Origin of the sequence: Pseudomonas sp. LBUM920 (assembly GCF_003852315.1) — a bacterium.
Lineage (GTDB): Bacteria > Pseudomonadota > Gammaproteobacteria > Pseudomonadales > Pseudomonadaceae > Aquipseudomonas.
This window is the reverse complement of the sequence record NZ_CP027762.1, coordinates 1130978-1151184: the sequence shown is the minus strand read 5'-3', so window position 1 is coordinate 1151184 and position 20207 is coordinate 1130978. Positions and strand designations below refer to the sequence as shown.

Sequence of the window (20207 nt, the reverse complement as noted above, 5' to 3'; positions counted from 1 at the left end):
ATCGCAGGCAAATGTCGCACATAACAAAAACCCCGGATTTCGTGAGAAATCCGGGGTGGTTCGTGGCATTTAGCCACCAACTACGACAGGGTCATGTTTTTACAGGTGGGACTCGGCGTACTCGGCCAGGATCGAACGAGGCACCCCTTGCAGCGCGATATGCACGCCGTTCGGGAAGTCCTTGAAGCGTTCCGTCAGGTAAGTCAGCCCGGAGCTGGTCGCGGACAGGTAAGGCGTGTCGATCTGTGCCAGGTTGCCCAGGCACACCACTTTGGAACCGGCGCCGGCGCGCGTGATGATGGTTTTCATCTGGTGCGGCGTGAGGTTCTGGCATTCATCGATCAAAATCAGACTTTGCTGGAAGCTGCGACCTCGGATGTAGTTGAGGGATTTGAACTGCAACGGCACTTTGCTGAGGATGTAATCGACGCTGCCATGGGTGTTTTCGTCATCCATGTGCAAGGCTTCGAGGTTGTCGGTGATCGCGCCCAGCCACGGTTCCATTTTTTCTGCTTCGGTGCCGGGCAAGAAGCCAATTTCCTGGTCCAGGCCCTGCACACTGCGGGTGGCGATGATGCGGCGATAACGCTTGGTCACCATGGTCTGCTCGATGGCGGCGGCCAGGGCGAGGATGGTTTTCCCCGAACCTGCGGCGCCGGTCAGGTTGACCAGGTGGATGTCCGGGTCGAGCAGCGCATACAGCGCCAGGCTCTGGTAGATGTCACGCGGTTTCAGGCCCCAGGCTTCTTGGTGCAACAGGGGTTCCTGATGCAGGTCGAGGATCAGCAGTTTGTCGACCTGGATTTCTTTGATCCAGCCCACAAACCCCTGTTCGTCGATGATGAACTCATTGATATGCACGGCCGGCAGGTTGTCGGTCAGCTGTACCTGGTGCCAGGTGCGGCCGTGGTCCTGACGGGTTTCAACTTTGCTGACGCGGTCCCAGAACGAGCCGGTCATGGTGTGATAACCGCGCGACAACATCGACACGTCGTCGACGAGTTGGTCGGTACTGTAGTCCTCGGCAGCGATCCCACACGCTCGTGCCTTGAGGCGCATATTGATGTCTTTGGTCACCAGCACCAGGCGCAAGTCCTTGTCACGCGCGTGCAGGTCGATCAATTGGTTGATGATTTTATTGTCGTTCAGGTTTTCCGGCAGCAGGCTGTTGGGCTCGCTGCGCTTGTTCATCAGAATCGACAACAAGCCCTTGGGCCCGCTTTTGCCACGCTGGATCGGCACGCCGACTTCAACGTCCTCGGGCGAGGCTTCGCCCAAGGTCTTGTCGATCAGGCGAATGGCCTGGCGGCATTCAGCGGCAACGCTGTGGTGGCCACTTTTGAGTTTGTCGAGCTCCTCAAGCACGATCATGGGGATGGCGACGTGGTGTTCTTCGAAGTTAAGCAGTGCGTTTGGATCGTGAATCAATACGTTGGTATCAAGCACATAAAGGATTGGCTGGTCGGAAGAAGGGTTACGTCCATGATCATCCATACTCGGTCACCTTTGTGGGAGCCAGTCGACGCAATACCACAACAGTGCTGCGCCTCGATTCGACCACCGACTGCACCGTAGTGACGTCAAGTGCAGTGCCCACATGAGGAGTCTTGGAAGACGCCACCTGTGTTGCAGGTTTCGGCGATCTGACTTCGTAATACCGCAAAAGCGATGACAGGAAAAAGCACTTTGACGCTTTTTTGAAGTTTATTTTTCAGGATGACGAATAGCACTAGCCGAGTGCCAGCCACCCCGTTAAAGTCGGAAGTCCGCCTGCATCGAAATGTCGCACAAAATCACCCCAAAAACGCCTCATCCCCAACAGGGCCGGGCACTTGCGCTTTTTCAGCGAAACGCCTCCCGGCAGTCCTGCCAACCCAGCCCACTTTGCGCCGTTGCCTGCAGCAACATCGGCAACGCGACCCGTGCCTTGTCCTGGGTGTCGTGAAACACAATTACGCCTTTGCGCCACAGCAACATCAATGTCAGCACCCGCTGCGCGGACTCATCAGCCTTGAGTTTGCCCGGTTCGTCCTGGGAATCGATGTCCCACAGCGCCACCTGTAAACCTTGCGCCTGGAAAAAGCCCTGGCTGTCGGCGCGACGCTGGCCATAGGGCGGGCGAAACAGCGGCACGTAGTTTTCCGGCATCAGGTTCTGCGCCAGCGCAGCACTGCGGGTGATCGAGCTTTGCCAGTCGACCCAATGGCTGTGGGACCGGTACTGCCAACCCTGGGTGCCTACGCACTGGCCTTGGTACAGCGCCTGCACATCGGCGGCGGAACTGCGCTCCACACGGGTTTGCAGGCTGCTGCCGAGGGCGAAGAAAGTGGCGTTCATCTTTTGCTTGCGCAGGTAGTCGGTGAGCCAGTCGGTATTGCCGCTGACCGGCGCAGGGCCGCCGTCGAAGGTCAGCAGGAACAGGCGGTCGTTGAGTTCATCGCCATTGCGTTCGTGGTCGCCAAAACGCAGGACTTCACTGCTGATTTGTGGGAACAGTGCGGCTTTGCGCAGCAGTTCGTCGAGGTAGCGTTCGTGGAAATTGTGGCTGGGGTTGGCCCAGCCTATATAGAAGGAGTTGTCGCTGACCTGGAATTTGCCGGCTTGCTCGCGCAGGTCGTCCATGCTTTCGACCAGGTAGCAGAATGAGGCGTCTTCTTCGCAGCTTTGTTGAGCGAAGGTGTAGTTTTCCAACAGGCGCTGCCAGAGCTGGCGGCGCAGGTCGTCGATGGCGGCCAGGTTGATGATCTTCAGCCCCAGGCGTTGTTTGAGCGCGGCTTCGTCCTGGGCTTCGCTGGCGATTAAGCTGTGGGCGAACATCAGGATCTCGGCGCGAGAAGCGACATCGAACAGCGCGGGGCTGCTGAGCTTTTCAGGCCAGGTGGTGCGGTCCAGACTGGCTACGTCAACCGGCGCCGCCTGGGCGCCCAGGCACAGCAAACAAGCTGACAGTAAAAACGCAATTCGCACACGGGGTCTCCCTTTCCAGAGTTGTCGGGCACTATAGCCGATCGTCCGGGCTGGGTTATTGGGTTGGTGGGCATATCCGTTATTTGGGTGATGGCCGAAATGGAAGCCGAACTCAATCGAATGTGGGAGCGGGCTTGCCTGCGAGGGCATCAACCCGGTGTACCTGATTGACCGAGTTGTCTGCATCGCAGGCAAGCCAGCTCCCACAGAAAAGCCAAGCACTGCGGTGCTGGCAGTTGAACTCGGTCAACGTGTGGGAGCGGGCTTGCTCGCGAAGGGGGTGGATCCGTCAGCTCATGGGTAGCTGGCACACTGCCTTCGCGAGCAAGCCCGCTCCCACATTTGGAGCTCAGCGCATCAGATAGAGGTGTGTTGCTGTGCGCTTGATCCGCTTCTACCACTCAGGTCGGCTACCAGGTCGCCGTGCTCTGCTTTTGATCTGACAGGCCCCGTCAACCAGCTGGCCGAACGCAGGCGAGGCGCCGAGTGGTGAGTGGTTACCTTTGGCTGGGCCGGCATGCCGGGCGTTTGCCAAAAGCGACCCGCCGTCAGCGCGCAACCACCAGCCGCCGTTACCGCGGCAATGGATATACGCACACCCACAGCAGCCCCCTATCACCATCATAGGTGGAGTCAAACCCCGCGACCCCCTAGAATCCCCCCCACGATTACAGGAGCCAACTTCATGCTGATGGTGATTTCCCCCGCCAAAACCCTCGACTTCGAGTCCAAGCCGGTCACCCCGCGCTTCACCCAGCCGCAATACCTGGACCACTCCCAGGCGCTGATCGAACAACTGCGTGAACTGAGCCCTGCCCAAATCAGCGACCTGATGCACGTCTCCGACAAGATCGGCGGCCTCAACGCCGCGCGCTTCGGCAGCTGGACCCCAGCCTTCACGCCAGAAAACGCCAAGCAGGCCTTGCTGGCCTTCAAGGGCGACGTCTACACCGGCCTCAACGCCGAAACCTTCAGCGACGCCGATTTCACCTACGCCCAGGACCACCTGCGCATGCTCTCGGGCCTGTACGGCCTGTTGCGCCCGCTGGACCTGATGATGCCGTACCGCCTCGAGATGGGCACCAAGCTGGCCAACGCCCGCGGCAAGGACCTCTACGCCTTCTGGGGCACCCGCATCAGCGAGTGGCTCAACGAAGCGCTTGCCGAACAAGGCGATGACGTGCTGCTCAACCTGGCCTCCAACGAGTACTTCTCGGCGGTCAAACGCACGGCCCTGAACGCGCGGATCATCAACACCGAGTTCAAGGACCTGAAAAACGGCCAGTACAAGATCATCAGCTTCTATGCCAAAAAAGCCCGCGGCATGATGAGCCGCTTTGTGATCCAAGAGCGCATCAACGATCCGGCCAAGCTCAAGCAGTTCGATCTGCAGGGCTATCGCTTCAACGCCGAGCAGTCCAAGCCGGACAACCTGGTGTTCCTGCGCGATCACGCACCGGAATAAAGCCGTACCCGCTCTAAAAAACACTGAAATCCAACTGTGGGAGCGGGCTCGCTCGCGAAGACTGGTCGAGTCAGAACATCGGTTACTGACAGACCGCCTTCGCGAGCAAGCCCGCTCCCACATTTTGTGTGCGCATTTCAGGCCCACAATCGTCATTAATCTGGCGCCAAAAAATATCCTGTCGCATTCCTAACGAATCTTTCACTCGACATTTCTGAATTTTTTTCGTAGTGGCACCACTTTTTTAAAACACTAGTGGCACAAAACTATCCCTTCGTGCCAACTACCTGTAACTACTGGCCCAAATTGCAAGTGCTATCAATATAGTACCAGTGCCATCTTTTCTAATATTTCAAGAAATTTCAGAAAACAGGATGAGTGGCCAGGAACTTCACCTTAAAGCACCGCTCATACCACCGGTAACGAAATTCTCTGTTGCTGTAAGAGATGACTTACATGGCGACCAACGGAAGTAGCAAAGTTGTCACATTTAACTTTGACTCAGGGGTCATATTACAAACAGATTAGTTAAGCGCGGCGACAAGGATGCATTGCCACCCACTATAAGGCCAAGGCTCAGCTTCCCCTAATGGGTCAGTGAGACAACCCAAGGCATTGATACTTAAAGGCTTACAGCCTCTATCAAGGCTCTGCGGCACTGGCGCCAGGCCCTTCTCCCAGGAAGGCCGGCTGCATTACAGGGCAAGCCCCAATAACAAGGCCACGTTTCGCACAACTTGAGTGCAATAGTTAGTCACTCGTTATTCAACATGCCTGTACGCGGCAAGTCGGCGTCTATTCGCCCAACTTTCGCGGCATCAGTGACGCTTGCAAACATGAACTCCGGCCATCTAATTGGCATGATTAATATCGTCTTCAATGACAAAGAGGTAAATGCGATGCGCATCAGCATATTTGGTTTGGGTTACGTTGGCGCAGTGTGTGCCGGTTGCCTGTCTGCCCGTGGCCACGAAGTGGTCGGCGTGGACATCTCCAAGGAAAAGATTGACCTGATCAATGCGGGCAAATCGCCAATCGTTGAACCGGGTCTGGGCGAACTGCTGAGCCAGGGTATCGAGACCGGGCGGCTGCGCGGCACGACCAATTTCGCCGAGGCCATCCGCGATACCGACTTGTCGATGATCTGCGTGGGCACGCCCAGCAAGAAAAACGGCGACCTGGAACTCAACTACATCGAATCGGTATGCCGCGAGATCGGTTTTGTCCTGCGTGACAAAACCACCCGCCACACCATCGTGGTCCGCAGCACCGTATTGCCGGGCACCGTGGCCAATGTGGTGATCCCGATCCTCGAAGACTGCTCCGGCAAGAAAGCCGGCGTCGACTTCGGTGTTGCGGTCAACCCGGAATTCCTGCGTGAATCCACCGCCATCGCCGACTACGACCTGCCACCGATGACCGTCATCGGCGAGTTCGACAAAGCCTCCGGCGATGTCCTGCAGTCGCTGTACGAGGAACTCGACGCGCCGATCATCCGCAAGGACATCGCCGTTGCCGAAATGATCAAGTACACCTGCAACGTGTGGCACGCCACCAAGGTGACCTTCGCCAACGAAATCGGCAACATCGCCAAGGCCGTCGGCGTCGATGGTCGCGAAGTGATGGAAGTGGTCTGCCAGGACAAAACCCTCAACCTGTCCCAGTACTACATGCGCCCAGGCTTCGCGTTCGGCGGTTCGTGCCTGCCCAAAGACGTACGCGCCCTGACCTACCGTGCAGGCTCCCTGGACGTGGAAGCGCCGCTGCTCAACTCGCTGATGCGCAGCAACGAATCCCAGGTGCAGAACGCCTTCGACATCGTCGAAAGCCACGACAAGCGCAAAGTCGCCCTGCTGGGCCTGAGCTTCAAGGCCGGCACCGATGACCTGCGTGAAAGCCCACTGGTGGAACTGGCGGAAATGCTGATCGGCAAGGGCTACGACCTGAGCATCTACGACAGCAACGTCGAATACGCCCGTGTTCACGGCGCGAACAAAGACTACATCGAAGGCAAGATCCCGCACGTGTCGTCCCTGCTCAACTCGGACTTCGACGCGGTGATCAACAACTCCGACGTCATCATCCTTGGCAACCGCGACGAGAAATTCCGTGCCCTGGCGCATAACGCACCACACGGCAAGCAAGTGGTCGACCTGGTGGGCTTCATGTCCAAGGCCACCAGCGTGAGCGGCCGCACCGAAGGCATTTGCTGGTAACAGCAACAGCAAGTTCCGGGCTGCAAGCGTACCAATCCCCAGCGCTTGCAGCCTGGAGCCTTCTTCACCTTCGGATGACGCTTATGTCCAAGTTAAAACACGTACTGCTCCAATCCGCCGGCTGGCTGTTGTTTTTGAGCCTGCTGATGGGACTCGCCCTGCTGCTACCGGCGAGTACGTTCGACTCCGAGTCGAAGAATTTTATTTTCCTGATTGGCGCCGTCGGCATCTGGCGCTACTCGATGGGTGCTACGCATTTCTTTCGCGGCATGCTGTTTCTGTACGTGGTCTACCCACACCTGCGCCGCAAAGTGCGCAAGCTGGGCAAAGCCGCCGACCCCTCCCATGTATTCCTGATGGTCACAAGCTTTCGTATCGACGCGCTGACCACCGCCCAGGTGTACAGCTCGGTGATTCGCGAGGCCATCGAATGCGGCTTCCCGACCACCGTGGTCTGCTCGCTGGTGGAAATGAGCGATGAGCTGCTGGTGAAAAGCCTGTGGGAACGCATGAACCCGCCGGACCACGTGAAGCTTGATTTTGTGCGCATCGCCGGCACCGGCAAACGCGACGGTCTGGCCTTTGGCTTTCGCGCCATCTCCCGCCACCTGCCGGATGACCGCGCCGTGGTTGCGGTGATCGATGGCGACACCGTGCTCGCCGAAGGTGTGGTTCGCAAGACCGTGCCGTGGTTCCAGCTGTTCGGCAATGTCGGCGGCCTGACCACCAACGAGTTCTGCGAAGTGCGCGGCGGCTACATCATGAGCGAATGGCACAAACTGCGCTTCGCCCAACGCCACATCAACATGTGCTCCATGGCCCTGTCCAAGCGCGTGCTGACCATGACCGGGCGCATGTCCGTGTTCCGTGCCAGCGTGGTCACCGACCCGGGCTTTATCGCCGACGTTGAAAGCGACTCGCTGCAACACTGGCGGCTGGGCCGTTTCAAGTTTTTGACCGGCGATGACAAGTCCAGCTGGTTCAGCCTGATGCGCCTGGGCTACGACACGTTCTACGTGCCGGACGCCGCGATCAACACCGTGGAACACCCGCCGGAAAAGAGCTTTATCAAAGCCAGCCGCAAGCTGATGTTCCGCTGGTACGGCAACAACCTGCGCCAGAACTCCCGTGCCCTGGGCCTGGGTGTACGCCGGCTCGGCCTGTTCACCAGCGTGGTGCTGTTCGACCAGCGTGTGTCGATGTGGACCTCCCTGCTTGGCCTGACGGTGGCCTTTATCGCCACCTTCAAATACGGCGGCGCATTCATCCTCGCGTACCTGCTGTGGATCGGCATCACCCGCCTGATCCTGACCCTGCTGCTGTCGTGCTCCGGCCACAAGATCGGCCCGGCCTACCCGGTGATTCTCTATTACAACCAGATCATGGGTGCGCTGGTGAAGATCTACGTGTTCTTCCGCCTTGATCAACAGTCCTGGACCCGCCAGGACACCAAACTGACCCGCGATTTGGCCAGCTTTCAACGTTGGTTCAACACCTGGTCGTCTCGGACCATGACCTTCTCCGCCGGCAGCATTTTCGTCGCCGTGTTGCTGATGATGGTCTGACCCTGCCAAGCCTGAATTAACTAGGAACTACACACCATGAATAGCCAAGTAAACGCCAACGTTGTCCACGAATCCGAAGCCCAGCGCCAACATGCCCGGGTGAAAATCCCGGCCAAGCTGCGCTTCTTCAACACCGACCGCACCCAGACCGAAGCACGGGTGATCGACCTGTCCGCCGGCGGCCTGGCGTTCACCGCCACTCAGCCGTTGACCGTCGGTGAAGTGCACAAGGGCCGCCTGCAATTTGTCATCGATAACCTCGGCCTGGCGATGGACGTAGAGCTGCAGATTCGCTCCTATGACCGCCAGACCGGCCGCACCGGTTGCCAGTTCCAGAACCTGGACGCCCAGGATATTTCCACCCTGCGCCACCTGATCACCTCGCACTTGTCCGGTGACATCGTGACCATGGGCGACGTGCTGGCGACCCTGCAGCGCGACAACTTCACCAAGGCGCGCAAGGTCAAGGACGACGGCAGCAACATGAGCGCCGCGGGCCGCCTGCGCGCCGTGGTGTTCAGCGCAGGTATCTTCATCGTCGGCCTGGCAGCGTTCGGTTTCATCTTTAAATCGGTGTACGGCATGTACTTCGTCAGCCACGCTCAGGCTGGCCTCGTCAGCGTGCCGGGCATGAACGTGACCATGCCGCGTGACGGCACCGTGCAAAGCCTGCTCAAAGGTGACGCGGTCGCCGCCAAAGGCGCGCCACTGGCGACCTTCAGCACCAGCATGCTCGATGTGCTCAAGGGCCATCTGGACGAAGACCAACTGCAACCGGCCAAGGTTGAGGAGCTGTTCGGCAAGCAAATGACCGGCACCCTGACCTCGCCTTGCGATTGCGTGGTTGCCCAGCAACTGGTCGCCGACGGTCAGTACGCCAGCAAAGGCGATGTGATCTTCCAACTGGTGCCACGCGGCAGCCTGGCCAATGTGGAAGCGCGCTTCACCTACCGCCAGTTCGCCGACGTTCGCCCAGGCACACCGGTGAGCTTCCAGGTGGCCGACGAAGAACAGATCCGCACCGGCACCATCGTCAGCAGCACCAGCCTGAACAGCGCCGACCTGTCTTCCGACATCCGCGTGCAGATCAAGCCGGATGCGCCGCTGGACAGCACCTACGCCGGTCGCCCGGTAGAAGTGACCAGCGACCGCGGCCCATCGCTGAACTGGTTGATCGATAAAGCCACGGCTCACGGTCTGTAAGCGAGGACATGCCTGTGACGACTCCTATTCCGACTACTCCACAATCCTTGTGGGAGCGGGCTTGCTCGCGAAGGGATCAGCGCGGTATGCCTGATGTACCGCGTCGCCTGCTTCGCGAGCAAGCCCGCTCCCACATTGGATCTCTGTGCACACTGGCATTGGCGATCTCTTTGACTGGTTGCGCCGGCCTGCCCGACCAGCGTCTGGCCAACGAAGCCCTCAAGCGTGGCGACACGGTCACCGCCCAGCAAAATTACCAGCAGCTGGCAGACCTGGGTTACAGCGAGGCCCAAGTAGGCCTGGCCGATATCCAGGTGACCACCCGTGACCCCGAGCAAATCCGCCAGGCCGAAGCCACCTACCGCGCGGCCGCCGATACCTCGCCACGCGCCCAGGCCCGTCTGGGTCGCCTGCTGGTCGCCAAGCCCGGTGCCACCGAGGCCGAGCAGCACGAGGCTGAAGGCCTGCTGAAAAAAGCCTTTGCCAATGGCGAAGGCAATACCCTGATTCCGCTGGCGATGCTGTACCTGCAATACCCGCACAGCTTCCCCAACGTGAATGCCCAGCAACAGATCAGCAAGTGGCAGGCGGCGGGTTACCCGGAAGCAGGTTTGGCTCAGGTGCTGCTGTATCGCACCCAGGACACCTACGACCAGCATCTGGATGACGTGGAGCGCATCTGCAAGGCCGCGCTGAACACCACCGACATCTGCTACGTCGAGCTGGCCACGGTCTACCAGAAAAAAGCCGAGCCGGAAAAACAGGCCGAGCTGCTCAAGCAAATGGAAGCCGGCTACAGCCGTGGCACCGTCACCGCACAGCGTGTCGACAGCGTGGCCCGCGTGTTGGGCGATGCAACCCTGGGCAAGACCGACGAGAAAACCGCGCAAGCCCTGCTGGAAAAAATCGCCCCCGGCTACCCCGCTTCCTGGGTCAGCCTGGCGCAACTGCTCTACGACTTCCCGGAACTGGGCGACGTCGATCAAATGATGAAGTACCTGGACAATGGCCGCGCCGCCGACCAGCCGCGCGCCGAGCTGTTGCTGGGCAAGCTCTATTACGAAGGCAAGTGGGTCCCGGCAGATGCCAAGGCCGCCGAAGCACATTTCGAGAGAGCCGTGGGCAAGGAAGTGGCCGCCGATTACTACCTCGGCCAGATCTACCGCCGTGGCTACCTGGGCAAGGTCTATTCGCAAAAAGCCCTCGACCATTTGCTCACTGCTGCGCGCAACGGCCAGAACAGCGCCGACTTCGCCATCGCGCAATTGTTTTCCCAAGGCAAGGGCACCCAGCCCGACCCATTGAACGCCTACGTCTTCAGCCAGTTGGCTAAAGCCCAGGACACGCCAGAGGCCAATGACTTGGCCACGCAGCTCGAAGCCCCGCTCACGCCAGAGCAACGCGCCGAAGGCCAACGCCTGGTGCAACAGGAACTGGCCGCGCGCGGCACCCTGGCCCAGAGCACGCTGCAACTGCACGCCCTGCAAGAAGAAGACGGCGAGGAATCCCTATGAAGCTCAACCCATTCGTCAAGGCCGGCATCGGCCTGACCTTCGCCCTGCTGTGGTCGTGCCCGACCCTGGCCGCGCTGACCGAAGCCAAGAACTTCGGCCTGGAAGTCAAAGCCACCGCGCAATCGGAAGATGACCGCGACCTCGGCACGCAGAAAGGCGGCGACGTCAACGGCATCGGCCTTGACCTGCGCCCGTGGGTCTACGGCGAAAGCGGCGCGTGGAGCGCCTACGCCATGGGCCAGGCGGTCGTGTCGAGCGACATCATCGAGACCGACACGCTGCAACAGTCCTCCGATGACACCACCGAACAATCGAGCAACGACGACCGCAAAGCCAAAAAGAACTACCTGGCCCTGCGCGAGTTCTGGGTCGGCTACAGCGGCTTTACGCCCTACCCTGGCGAGATCCTCAAGTTCGGCCGCCAGCGCCTGCGCAATGACGACGGCCAATGGCGCGATACCAACATCGAGGCGCTGAACTGGACCTTCGACACCACCTTGCTCAAGGCCAACGTCGGCGCTGCCGAACGCTTCAGCGAATACCGCACCGACCTCAAGGAACTGTCGCCCAAGGACAAGGACCGCCAGCACTTCTACGCTGACGCCGCCTACCAGTGGACGCCAGGGCAGTGGATCGGCCTGCGCGGTCACCACACCCACGACGACGGCAAGCTCGACTACGCCGAACCGGGCGTGGCCACCGACCCGTTGGACAAGCGCGAAAACGGCGACCTGACCTGGCTCGGCATCGAAGCCAACAGCGACGCCTACAACTGGCGCAACACCAACACCGTTAACTACTGGGCCAGCGTCACCGGCATGAAAGGTGACCGCGACACGGTCAACGCACTCAACGCCGACGGCACCCGCCCCACCCAGGCCAAGCGCAGCGATGACGTGAGTGGCTGGGCCACCGACCTGGGCGTGCGCCTGCGCCTGGACCCGCAATGGCAAGTCGGCGCGGCGTACTCCCGCGCAAGTGCCAACTACGAGCAGAACGGCCTGCAAAGCAACCGTTCGAACTGGACCGGCACCCAGTCGCGCGTGCACCGCTTCGGCGAGGCGTTTCGCGGCGAGATGAACAACATGCAGTCCATGAGCCTGTTCGGTTCCTGGCAGCTGCGCGAGGACTATGACGCCAGCCTGGTCTATCACAAATTCTGGCGCGTGGACGGTAACAAACCGGTGGGCAGCAACGGCATCGATGCCGTGCAGAACAACACCGATGACGTGACCGGCGCGATCCTGTCCAGCACTTCCCTGCCGCTTGAAGACGGCAAGAAAGACCTGGGCCAGGAGATGGACCTGGTGGTCACCAAGTACTTCAAGAAAGGCCTGTTGCCGGCGGCGCTGAGCCAGTCGATCGACGAACCGTCGGCCCTGGTGCGCTTGCGTGCCGGTGTGTTCAAGCCAGGTGACGCGTATGGCAGCCAGGTCGACTCGTACATGCATCGCGCCTTTGTCGACGTGATCTGGAAGTTCTGATGGGAGCCTGCGCAATGATTCCTCAAAAAATGCTGGTTGCCGCGATGCTGATGGCCAGTGCCACAGCCTTCGCCGACACCCCGCAGCAGGGCAAGGCGCCGACCATCGCCAAAGAACTGCAACAGGCCAAGACCTACACCATCTCCAGCCCGCCGACCGCGCCGCTGGAAATGGCCAAGCCTGCCCTGCCGGACCTGTCGGGCTACACCGCCGCGGCGATGGAAAAGAAGATCGTCAGAAGCAAACCCGGCAAGGTCAGCATCCGCCGCATGATGCAGGAGGACGCGCTGAAGGACTTTATCGGCGGCGATAACAAGATGGCCGAATGGGTGGTGCGCCAGCACGGCATTCCTCAGGCGATCTTTGTCGACGACGGCTACCTGAACCTCAAGGACCTGCTCGGCAAAGTGCCCAAGCAATACCTGAGCGAAACCTCACCGGGTGTGTTTCTGGCCAAGCTGCCGATCGTGGTCGGGCGCAAGGGCATTCTGGAAATCGACAAGAAGACCCAGGAGCTGCGCCTGTCCCAGCAAGCCGGTTCGTTCCTGATCAACGACGGCCAGTTGTTTGTGCGTGACACAAAGATCACCGGCTGGAATGAAAAGACCAATGGCCCGGCGCTGTTTCAGTCGCCCAAGGAGTTTCGCCCGTTCCTGCTGGCCTGGGGCGGCACCGAGACTTACGTCGCCAACAGCAAAATGGCGAGCTTCGGCTACGCCAACAGTAAGTCGTACGGGGTGAGTATTTCCCAGTACACGCCGAACATGGCCAAGGTGCTCAAGCGCCCTGAGCCGACCGGCTGGATCGTCGATTCCGAGTTCTCGGACATGTGGTACGGCTTCTACTGCTACGAAACCACCGGCTTTGTGCTCAAGGGCAATACCTACAAAGACAACATCGTCTACGGCATTGACCCGCACGACCGTTCCCACGGCCTGATCATTGCGGACAACACCGTCTACGGCACCAAGAAGAAGCACGGCATCATCATTTCCCGGGAAGTGAACGACAGCTTCATCTTCAACAACCGCAGCTACGACAACAAGTTGTCGGGCCTGGTGATCGACCGTAACAGCGTGAACAACCTGATTGCCGACAACGAGATCTACCGCAACCACACCGACGGCATCACGCTCTATGAGAGCGGCGACAACCTGCTGTGGGGCAACAAGGTGATCAGCAATCGTCGCCACGGCATTCGCATCCGTAACAGCGTGAACATTCGCCTGTACGAAAACACCTCGATGGCCAACGGCCTGACCGGCGTGTACGGCCACATCAAGGATTTGACCGACACCGACCGCGACATCGCGCTCGACCCGTTCGACGCCAAGGTTTCGCTGATCGTGGTCGGCGGTGAACTGGCCGGTAACGGCAGCGGGCCGCTGTCGATCGACTCGCCCTTGAGTGTCGAGCTGTACCGCGTGTCGATGCTGGCGCCGACCAAATCCAGCGGCATCAGCTTCAACGGCGTGCTGGGTGATCGGCAGGAAGAAATTCTCGACCTGTTGGTGCGCCAACAGAAAGCCGTGCTGATCGACCCTGTCGAACGCCAGACCGAAATGCAGGACTGAGGATGACCCTTATGCACCCACACATGATCAAATTGCTGAGCCTCTCGGGTCTGACCCTCGGCCTGCTGGCGGCCAGCCAAGGCGTGCGCGCCGATGACGTCAAAGCGCCGACCTTTACCGCCGAACCGTGCTGCAGCCTGTGCCCCGCGGCCCATGACGCGAAGAACTACACCACGCGTTATCAGCAGAACTTCACCACCCTGGTGCAAGCCCAGGGCGACTGGCTGTTCCGTACCCAGGAAGACCTGCGCACCGAATTTGACACCAGCCCCGCCGGCTACAAACGCATGCAACAGCTGCACGATGCGTTCAAGGCCAAGGGCGTGGAACTGGTGGTGGTTTACCAGCCGACCCGTGGCCTGGTGAACCGCAACAAGCTCAACCCCGAAGAGAAAGCCAAGTTCGATTTCGACAAGGCACTGGGTAACTACAAAACCATGCTGGGTCGTTTCGCCAAGATGGGTTACGTGGTGCCGGACTTGTCGCCGCTGACCAACGAGCAACTCCCGGATGAATTGCCGGCCCACGATTTCTATTTCCGCGGCGACCAACACTGGACGCCCTACGGTGCCCAGCGCACCGCGAAAATCGTCGGTGCCAAAGTGCGTGCGATGCCTGAGTTTGCGGACATTCCCAAGCGCGAATTCGAAACCAAGCGCTCCGGACGCATGGGCAAGACCGGCACCCTGCACAACATGGCCGGGCAACTGTGCGGCACCAGCTACGCGATCCAGTACATGGACCAGTTCACCACCGAGCCCAAGGGCGAAGCGGGCGACGGCGACTTGTTCAGCGATTCGGGCAACCCGCAGATCACCCTGGTCGGCACCAGCCACAGCGGCAAGAACTACAACTTCGCCGGCTTCCTGGAACAGGAAATCGGCGCCGACATCCTCAACGTCGCCTTCCCCGGCGGTGGCCTCGAAGGCTCGATGATCCAGTACCTGGGCAGCGACGAATTTCAGAAAACCCCGCCGAAAATTCTGATCTGGGAATTCTCGCCGCTGTACCGCCTCGACCAAGAGACCATCTACCGCCAGATGATGTCGCTGCTCGACAACGGCTGCGAAGGCAAGACCGCGCAGATGAGCGCCAGCACCACGCTCAAACCCGGCAAGAACGAATTGCTGGTCAACAGTTCGAACAAAGACCTGCGTAACAGCAGTCACCAGGTCGACATCCGCTTCGCCGACCCGTCGGTGAAAACCCTGCAAGCCACCCTCTGGTACATGAACGGGCGCCACGAGGACATCAAGATCGAGAAACCCGAAACATCCGATACAGACGGGCGTTTCGCCTTTGAACTGCGCACCGATGAAGACTGGGCCTCGCAGAACTTGCTGGCCGTGGAAGTGCAGGGTCCCGAAGCGGGCGCTGCCGCGCAGAAAGTCGAAGCGAAAATTTGCACACGCAACGTGTTCCCTGCCGGTGGTCAACAGACCGCATCGGCCGGGCAATGAGGTTACCTATGCAGAAGTTATTGATTCCAACGCTGCTGGGCCTGGCGATGTTCGCCGGTTCAGTCAACGCCGCCGCGCCACTGCGTCCACCTCAGGGCTATTTCGCCCCGGTGGAAGCGTTCAAGACCGGCGACTTCAAGAATGACTGCGACGCCATGCCGGCGCCGTACACCGGCTCGCTGCAATTTCGCAGCAAGTACGAGGGTTCGGACAAAGCCCGTTCCACCCTGAATGTGCAATCCGAAAAAGCCTTTCGCGACAGCACTGCCGACATCACCAAGCTGGAAAAAGACACCAGCAAGCGCGTGATGCAGTTCATGCGCGACGGCCGTCCGCAGCAGCTCGAATGCACGCTCAACTGGCTGACCAGCTGGGCCAAGGCAGATGCGTTGATGTCCAAGGACTTCAACCACACCGGCAAGTCCATGCGCAAATGGGCGCTGGGCAGCATGGCCTCGGCCTATGTGCGCCTGAAGTTCTCCGACTCCCACCCGTTGGCCAACCACCAGCAGGAGTCGCAGGTGATCGAAGCCTGGTTCAGCAAAATGGCCGACCAGGTCGTCAGCGATTGGGACAACCTGCCGCTGGAAAAAACCAACAACCACTCCTACTGGGCCGCCTGGTCGGTGATGGCGACGTCCGTCGCCGTCAACCGTCGCGACCTGTTTGATTGGGCCGTGAAGGAATACAAGGTCGGCGCCAACCAGGTCGATGACCAAGGTTTCCTGCCTAACGAATTGAAGCGTCAACAACGGGCGTTGTCGTATCACAACTACGCATTGCCGCCGCTGTCGATGATCGCAAGCTTTGCCTTGGTCAACGGCGTGGACTTGCGCCAGGAAAACAACGGCGCGCTCAAACGCCTGGGCGACAAAGTGCTGGCCGGGGTCAAAGACCCGGAGATCTTCGAGAAGAAGAACGGCAAAGAGCAGGACATGAAGGACCTCAAGGAAGACATGAAATTTGCCTGGCTTGAACCCTTCTGCACCCTCTACACCTGCGCCCCGGATGTGCTCGAACGCAAGCATGGCATGCAGCCGTTCAAGACCTTCCGGCTCGGCGGTGACCTGACCAAGGTCTACGACCCGACGCATGAAAAGGGCAACAAAGGAATCTGACGGAACCCGGTTACAAATGTGGGAGGGGGCTTGCCCCGATAGCAGTGTGTCATTGAACACAGATGGCGGCTGTTAGACCGCCATCGGGGACAAGCCCCCTCCCACCGTTTGAGCCGGTTTCGCCAGTAGCAATGTTGTACGGCCTCCCCCGAAATCGTGGGGGGGTTTGGGGGGGCTCTGGCCCTTGACTGTCTGTTAAACATGGAGAGATCGGGATGGTTTTCTCGTCCAATGTGTTCCTGTTTCTGTTCTTGCCGATCTTTCTCGGCTTGTACTACTTGAGCGGGCAACGCTATCGCAACCTGCTGCTGCTGATTGCCAGCTACGTGTTCTACGCCTGGTGGCGAGTGGACTTCCTGGCGCTGTTCGCCGCTGTAACGCTGTGGAATTACTGGATCGGCCTCAAGGTCGGTGCAGCAGGCGTGCGCACCAAGCCGGCCCAGCGCTGGCTACTGTTGGGCGTGGCGGTCGACCTGTGCATCCTCGGCTACTTCAAGTACGCCAACTTCGGCGTCGACAGCATCAACGTGATGATGAAGTCGGTGGGTCTGGAGCCGTTCATTCTCACCCACGTGTTGTTGCCGATCGGGATCTCGTTCTACATCTTCGAGTCCATCAGCTACATCATCGACGTGTACCGCGGCGACACCCCGGCCACCCGCAACCTCATCGACTTTGCGGCGTTCGTGGCGATCTTCCCGCACTTGATTGCCGGCCCCGTGTTGCGCTTTCGCGACCTGGCCGACCAGTTCAACAACCGCACGCACACCCTCGACAAGTTCTCCGAGGGCTGCACGCGGTTCATGCAGGGTTTCATCAAGAAGGTGTTCATCGCCGACACCCTGGCGGTGGTCGCCGACCATTGCTTCGCCCTGCAAAACCCCACCACGGGCGATGCCTGGCTGGGTGCGCTGGCGTACACCGCGCAGCTGTACTTCGACTTCTCCGGCTACAGCGACATGGCCATCGGCCTGGGCTTGATGATGGGTTTTCGCTTCATGGAAAACTTCAAGCAACCGTACATCAGCCAGTCGATCACCGAGTTCTGGCGGCGCTGGCACATCAGCCTGTCCACCTGGCTGCGTGACTACCTGTACATCACCCTGGGCGGCAACCGCAAAGGCACGCTGATCACCTACCGCAACCTGTTCCTGACCATGCTGCTCGGTGGTCTGTGGCACGGTGCGAACATCACCTACATCGTGTGGGGCGCCTGGCACGGCATGTGGCTGGCGATTGAAAAAGCCATCGGCCTCAACACCGCGCCGCGCAGCTTCAACGTGGTGCGCTGGGCCTTCACTTTCCTGCTGGTGGTGATGGGCTGGGTGATCTTCCGCTCCGAGAACCTGCACGTCGCCGGCCGTATGTACGGCGCAATGTTCAGCTTTGGCGAATGGTCGCTGTCGGAACTCAACCGCGCCAGCCTCACCGGCCTGCAAGTGGCAACCCTGGTGGTGGCATACGCAACGTTGGCGTTCTTCGGTCTGCGCGATTTCTACACCAACCGCCCCGCCGAGAAAGCCAAGCCGGCCGACCCTAGCCTGATCAAGGCCGTGCCGGGCGACAACCCGGACAGCATCCACCAGCCAGGTTTCACCGTCGGCCAGGACGCCGCCGTGCAGCCGGCCTACTGGACCGCTGACTGGCCACGCTACGCCATGCGCGGCGCTGTACTGCTGCTGTTCGTGGCGTCGATTCTGAAACTGTCGGCGCAGAGTTTCTCGCCGTTCCTTTACTTCCAATTCTGAGGGGAGCCGACCATGACCCGTTCATTCCGCGTCCTCTATATCGCGCTGTTCCTGCTGGTGCTGCTGGCCCTGGGCGCCTGGTCGATGCGCAGCTTCTTCGGCTTCAGCACCAATGCCGACGCGACCGTGCTTAACGGCCGCTGGACCAAGGCCGTCGAGACGCACTACGACGACCAGTTCCCGATCAAGCGCATCGGCACCAACCTGTGGGCCGCGCTGGACTACAAACTGTTCAACGAAGGCCGCCCTGGCGTGGTGCTGGGCCGCGATCACTGGTTGTACAGCGACGAGGAATTCAACCCGATCGTCAACGAAGACCAGAACCTGCAAGGCAACTACGCGCTGGTCGAAGGCGTGCGCCAGAAGCTCAAGGCTCAGGGCATTGAGTTGGTCATGGCGATTGTGCCGGCCAAGGTGCGCCTGTACCCGGAACACCTGGGCGAAGTGAAACCGGCGAGCATCCACGCCAACCTGTATGAGGACTTCCACGCCCGTGTCGCCGCCGACAAGATCATCGCGCCCGACCTGCTTGGCCCGCTGCAACAGGCCAAGCTGGGCGGCACGCAAGTGTTCCTGCGCACCGACACCCACTGGACCCCGGACGGCGCCGAAATTGCCGCCAAGCAACTGGCCAAGGTGATCACCGAAAAGGCCCCGCTCAGCGGTGAGCCGCAGCGCTTTGTCACCGAAGCCGAAAAAACCGAGCCGCATAAAGGCGACCTGCGTCTGTTCCTGCCGCTGGACCCGCTGTTCGAAAACCTGATGCCGCCCAAAGAGCCGCTGCAAAAACGCGTCACCCACCTGGCTGAAAACAAGGGCGACGATGGCCTGTTCAGCGACAGCGAAACCCCGGTGGCACTGGTCGGCACCAGCTACAGCGCCAACCCTAACTGGAACTTCGTCGGCGCCCTCAAGCAAGCCTTGCACAGCGACGTCATCAACTACTCCGAAGACGGCCACGGCCCGATTCTGCCGATGCTCAGCTACCTCAAAAGCGACGACTTCAAGAACAGCCCGCCACAGGTGCTGATCTGGGAGTTCCCTGAACGTTATCTGCCCGTCAACAACGAAATCGGTGATGCCGACCCGCAGTGGGTTGCGCAGCTTAAACAAGCCGGTTCGCGCCAACAGAACATGGCACTGAACACCCCAGCTAAAACCCAAAAATCCGAGACGCCCGACCGGGCGCAAAACTGAAAGAGAGGTAACTCACATGACTTTCACTACTACTCCGCGTCGTCTCGCCAAGACCCTGGCCATTGCTGCCGGCTTGAGCTTCGTATCGATGTCCGCCTTCGCCGGGGGCGACGCCGCCCTTTACGGCCCAACCGCGCCGAAAGGCTCAAGCTTTGTACGTGTGTACAACGCCAGCAACCAGGAAGTCAGCGCCACCGTCGGCGCCACCAACCTGAGCGACGTTGCGCCACTGGCCAGCAGCGATTTCAGCTTCATGCCCGGCGGTGACTACAGCGCCAAGGTCGGCAGCCAGACCGTGCCGGTCAAACTCGCCGCCGACCACTACTACACCCTGGTCAACAGCGGCAGCGGCCAGCCCCAGCTGATCGAAGAACCGCCGTTCAAGAACAAGCAGAAATCCCTGGTACGCGTGCAGAACCTCAGCGACAAGGCCCTGACCCTGAAAACTGCCGACGGCAAGACCGATGTGGTCAAGTCGGTGGCCGCCAAGGGCCGTGGCGAGCGCGAAATCAACCCGGTGAAGGTGAGCCTGGCGTTGTATGACGGTGACAAGAAAGTCGGCGATGTGAAGCCGGTGGCGTTGGAACGTGGTGAAGCGGCGGTGCTGTATGTCACCGGTTCCGGTTCGAGCATTTCGCCAGTCTGGGTGAAACGCCCAGTGTCGACCCGCTAATGATTTCTCTGTGGGAGCCGGGC

The 20207-nt window shown here is 60.0% G+C and carries 14 protein-coding genes; 12 read left to right on the top strand and 2 right to left on the bottom strand.

Annotation, left to right across the window (positions count from 1 at the left end; all coding sequences use genetic code 11):
* Nucleotides 1-99: 99 nt before the first annotated feature.
* Together C4J83_RS05160 and C4J83_RS05155 are read right to left on the bottom strand one after the other, a co-directional pair.
* The gene (locus C4J83_RS05160) at nucleotides 100-1494 is read right to left on the bottom strand and encodes a PhoH family protein (protein WP_053254513.1); all 1395 of its coding nucleotides are present in this window, start codon (nucleotides 1492-1494) and stop codon (nucleotides 100-102) included.
* Between the two features lie 348 nt (nucleotides 1495-1842).
* Nucleotides 1843-2967: a polysaccharide deacetylase family protein gene (locus C4J83_RS05155; RefSeq protein WP_124416481.1), complete on the bottom strand. Its 1125-nt coding sequence runs from the start codon at nucleotides 2965-2967 to the stop codon at nucleotides 1843-1845.
* 685 nt (nucleotides 2968-3652) lie between these two features.
* On the opposite strand from C4J83_RS05155, the gene yaaA reads away from it, so the two are divergent.
* From yaaA to C4J83_RS05090, 12 genes are all read left to right on the top strand, one after another.
* Nucleotides 3653-4432 (top strand): peroxide stress protein YaaA, encoded by a 780-nt coding sequence (gene yaaA / locus C4J83_RS05150; RefSeq protein WP_106579528.1) that lies wholly within the window; start codon nucleotides 3653-3655, stop codon nucleotides 4430-4432.
* An 899-nt stretch (nucleotides 4433-5331) separates the two neighbouring features.
* Entirely contained in the window at nucleotides 5332-6648 is a 1317-nt protein-coding gene (locus C4J83_RS05145) for a nucleotide sugar dehydrogenase (RefSeq protein WP_106579580.1), read from the top strand.
* An 83-nt stretch (nucleotides 6649-6731) separates the two neighbouring features.
* Nucleotides 6732-8213, top strand: coding sequence for a mannuronan synthase (gene alg8 / locus C4J83_RS05140; protein WP_164487910.1), 1482 nt, complete (start codon nucleotides 6732-6734; stop codon nucleotides 8211-8213).
* Between the two features lie 36 nt (nucleotides 8214-8249).
* Complete coding sequence (locus tag C4J83_RS05130) at nucleotides 8250-9416, top strand: alginate biosynthesis protein Alg44 (protein WP_124416480.1); 1167 nt, start codon at nucleotides 8250-8252, stop codon at nucleotides 9414-9416.
* Between the two features lie 86 nt (nucleotides 9417-9502).
* Nucleotides 9503-10930 (top strand): alginate biosynthesis TPR repeat lipoprotein AlgK, encoded by a 1428-nt coding sequence (gene algK, locus C4J83_RS05125; RefSeq protein ID WP_256660647.1) that lies wholly within the window; start codon nucleotides 9503-9505, stop codon nucleotides 10928-10930.
* Nucleotides 10927-12414: an alginate export family protein gene (locus C4J83_RS05120; RefSeq protein WP_119738436.1), complete on the top strand. Its 1488-nt coding sequence runs from the start codon at nucleotides 10927-10929 to the stop codon at nucleotides 12412-12414. Before algK ends, C4J83_RS05120 begins: the two co-directional genes overlap by 4 nt.
* On the top strand, nucleotides 12414-13988 hold the full coding sequence (gene algG, locus C4J83_RS05115) for a mannuronan 5-epimerase AlgG (protein ID WP_124416479.1): 1575 nt from the start codon (nucleotides 12414-12416) through the stop codon (nucleotides 13986-13988). Before C4J83_RS05120 ends, algG begins: the two co-directional genes overlap by 1 nt.
* An 11-nt stretch (nucleotides 13989-13999) precedes the next feature.
* Complete coding sequence (locus C4J83_RS05110; protein ID WP_106579582.1) at nucleotides 14000-15448, top strand: alginate O-acetyltransferase; 1449 nt, start codon at nucleotides 14000-14002, stop codon at nucleotides 15446-15448.
* A gap of 8 nt (nucleotides 15449-15456) precedes the next feature.
* Nucleotides 15457-16566, top strand: coding sequence for a mannuronate-specific alginate lyase (locus C4J83_RS05105; RefSeq protein WP_119738432.1), 1110 nt, complete (start codon nucleotides 15457-15459; stop codon nucleotides 16564-16566).
* A 215-nt stretch (nucleotides 16567-16781) separates the two neighbouring features.
* Nucleotides 16782-18314, top strand: a complete 1533-nt coding sequence (locus C4J83_RS05100; RefSeq protein WP_106579534.1) for an MBOAT family O-acyltransferase — start codon at nucleotides 16782-16784, stop codon at nucleotides 18312-18314.
* Between the two features lie 12 nt (nucleotides 18315-18326).
* Complete coding sequence (locus C4J83_RS05095) at nucleotides 18327-19511, top strand: alginate O-acetyltransferase (protein WP_124416478.1); 1185 nt, start codon at nucleotides 18327-18329, stop codon at nucleotides 19509-19511.
* A gap of 16 nt (nucleotides 19512-19527) precedes the next feature.
* Nucleotides 19528-20184 (top strand): alginate O-acetyltransferase AlgF, encoded by a 657-nt coding sequence (locus tag C4J83_RS05090; RefSeq protein WP_053254501.1) that lies wholly within the window; start codon nucleotides 19528-19530, stop codon nucleotides 20182-20184.
* Nucleotides 20185-20207 lie beyond the last annotated feature (23 nt).

Bases quoted from the DNA above. Each gene is read 5' to 3' on its own strand.
- C4J83_RS05160 (WP_053254513.1), bottom strand. From the start codon at position 1,494: ATGGATGATCATGGACGTAACCCTTCTTCCGACCAGCCAATCCTTTAT.
- yaaA (WP_106579528.1), top strand. From the start codon at position 3,653: ATGCTGATGGTGATTTCCCCCGCCAAAACCCTCGACTTCGAGTCCAAG.
- C4J83_RS05145 (WP_106579580.1), top strand. From the start codon at position 5,332: ATGCGCATCAGCATATTTGGTTTGGGTTACGTTGGCGCAGTGTGTGCC.
- alg8 (WP_164487910.1), top strand. From the start codon at position 6,732: ATGTCCAAGTTAAAACACGTACTGCTCCAATCCGCCGGCTGGCTGTTG.
- C4J83_RS05130 (WP_124416480.1), top strand. From the start codon at position 8,250: ATGAATAGCCAAGTAAACGCCAACGTTGTCCACGAATCCGAAGCCCAG.
- algK (WP_256660647.1), top strand. From the start codon at position 9,503: ATGCCTGATGTACCGCGTCGCCTGCTTCGCGAGCAAGCCCGCTCCCAC.
- C4J83_RS05120 (WP_119738436.1), top strand. From the start codon at position 10,927: ATGAAGCTCAACCCATTCGTCAAGGCCGGCATCGGCCTGACCTTCGCC.
- algG (WP_124416479.1), top strand. From the start codon at position 12,414: ATGGGAGCCTGCGCAATGATTCCTCAAAAAATGCTGGTTGCCGCGATG.
- C4J83_RS05110 (WP_106579582.1), top strand. From the start codon at position 14,000: ATGCACCCACACATGATCAAATTGCTGAGCCTCTCGGGTCTGACCCTC.
- C4J83_RS05105 (WP_119738432.1), top strand. From the start codon at position 15,457: ATGCAGAAGTTATTGATTCCAACGCTGCTGGGCCTGGCGATGTTCGCC.
- C4J83_RS05100 (WP_106579534.1), top strand. From the start codon at position 16,782: ATGGTTTTCTCGTCCAATGTGTTCCTGTTTCTGTTCTTGCCGATCTTT.
- C4J83_RS05095 (WP_124416478.1), top strand. From the start codon at position 18,327: ATGACCCGTTCATTCCGCGTCCTCTATATCGCGCTGTTCCTGCTGGTG.
- C4J83_RS05090 (WP_053254501.1), top strand. From the start codon at position 19,528: ATGACTTTCACTACTACTCCGCGTCGTCTCGCCAAGACCCTGGCCATT.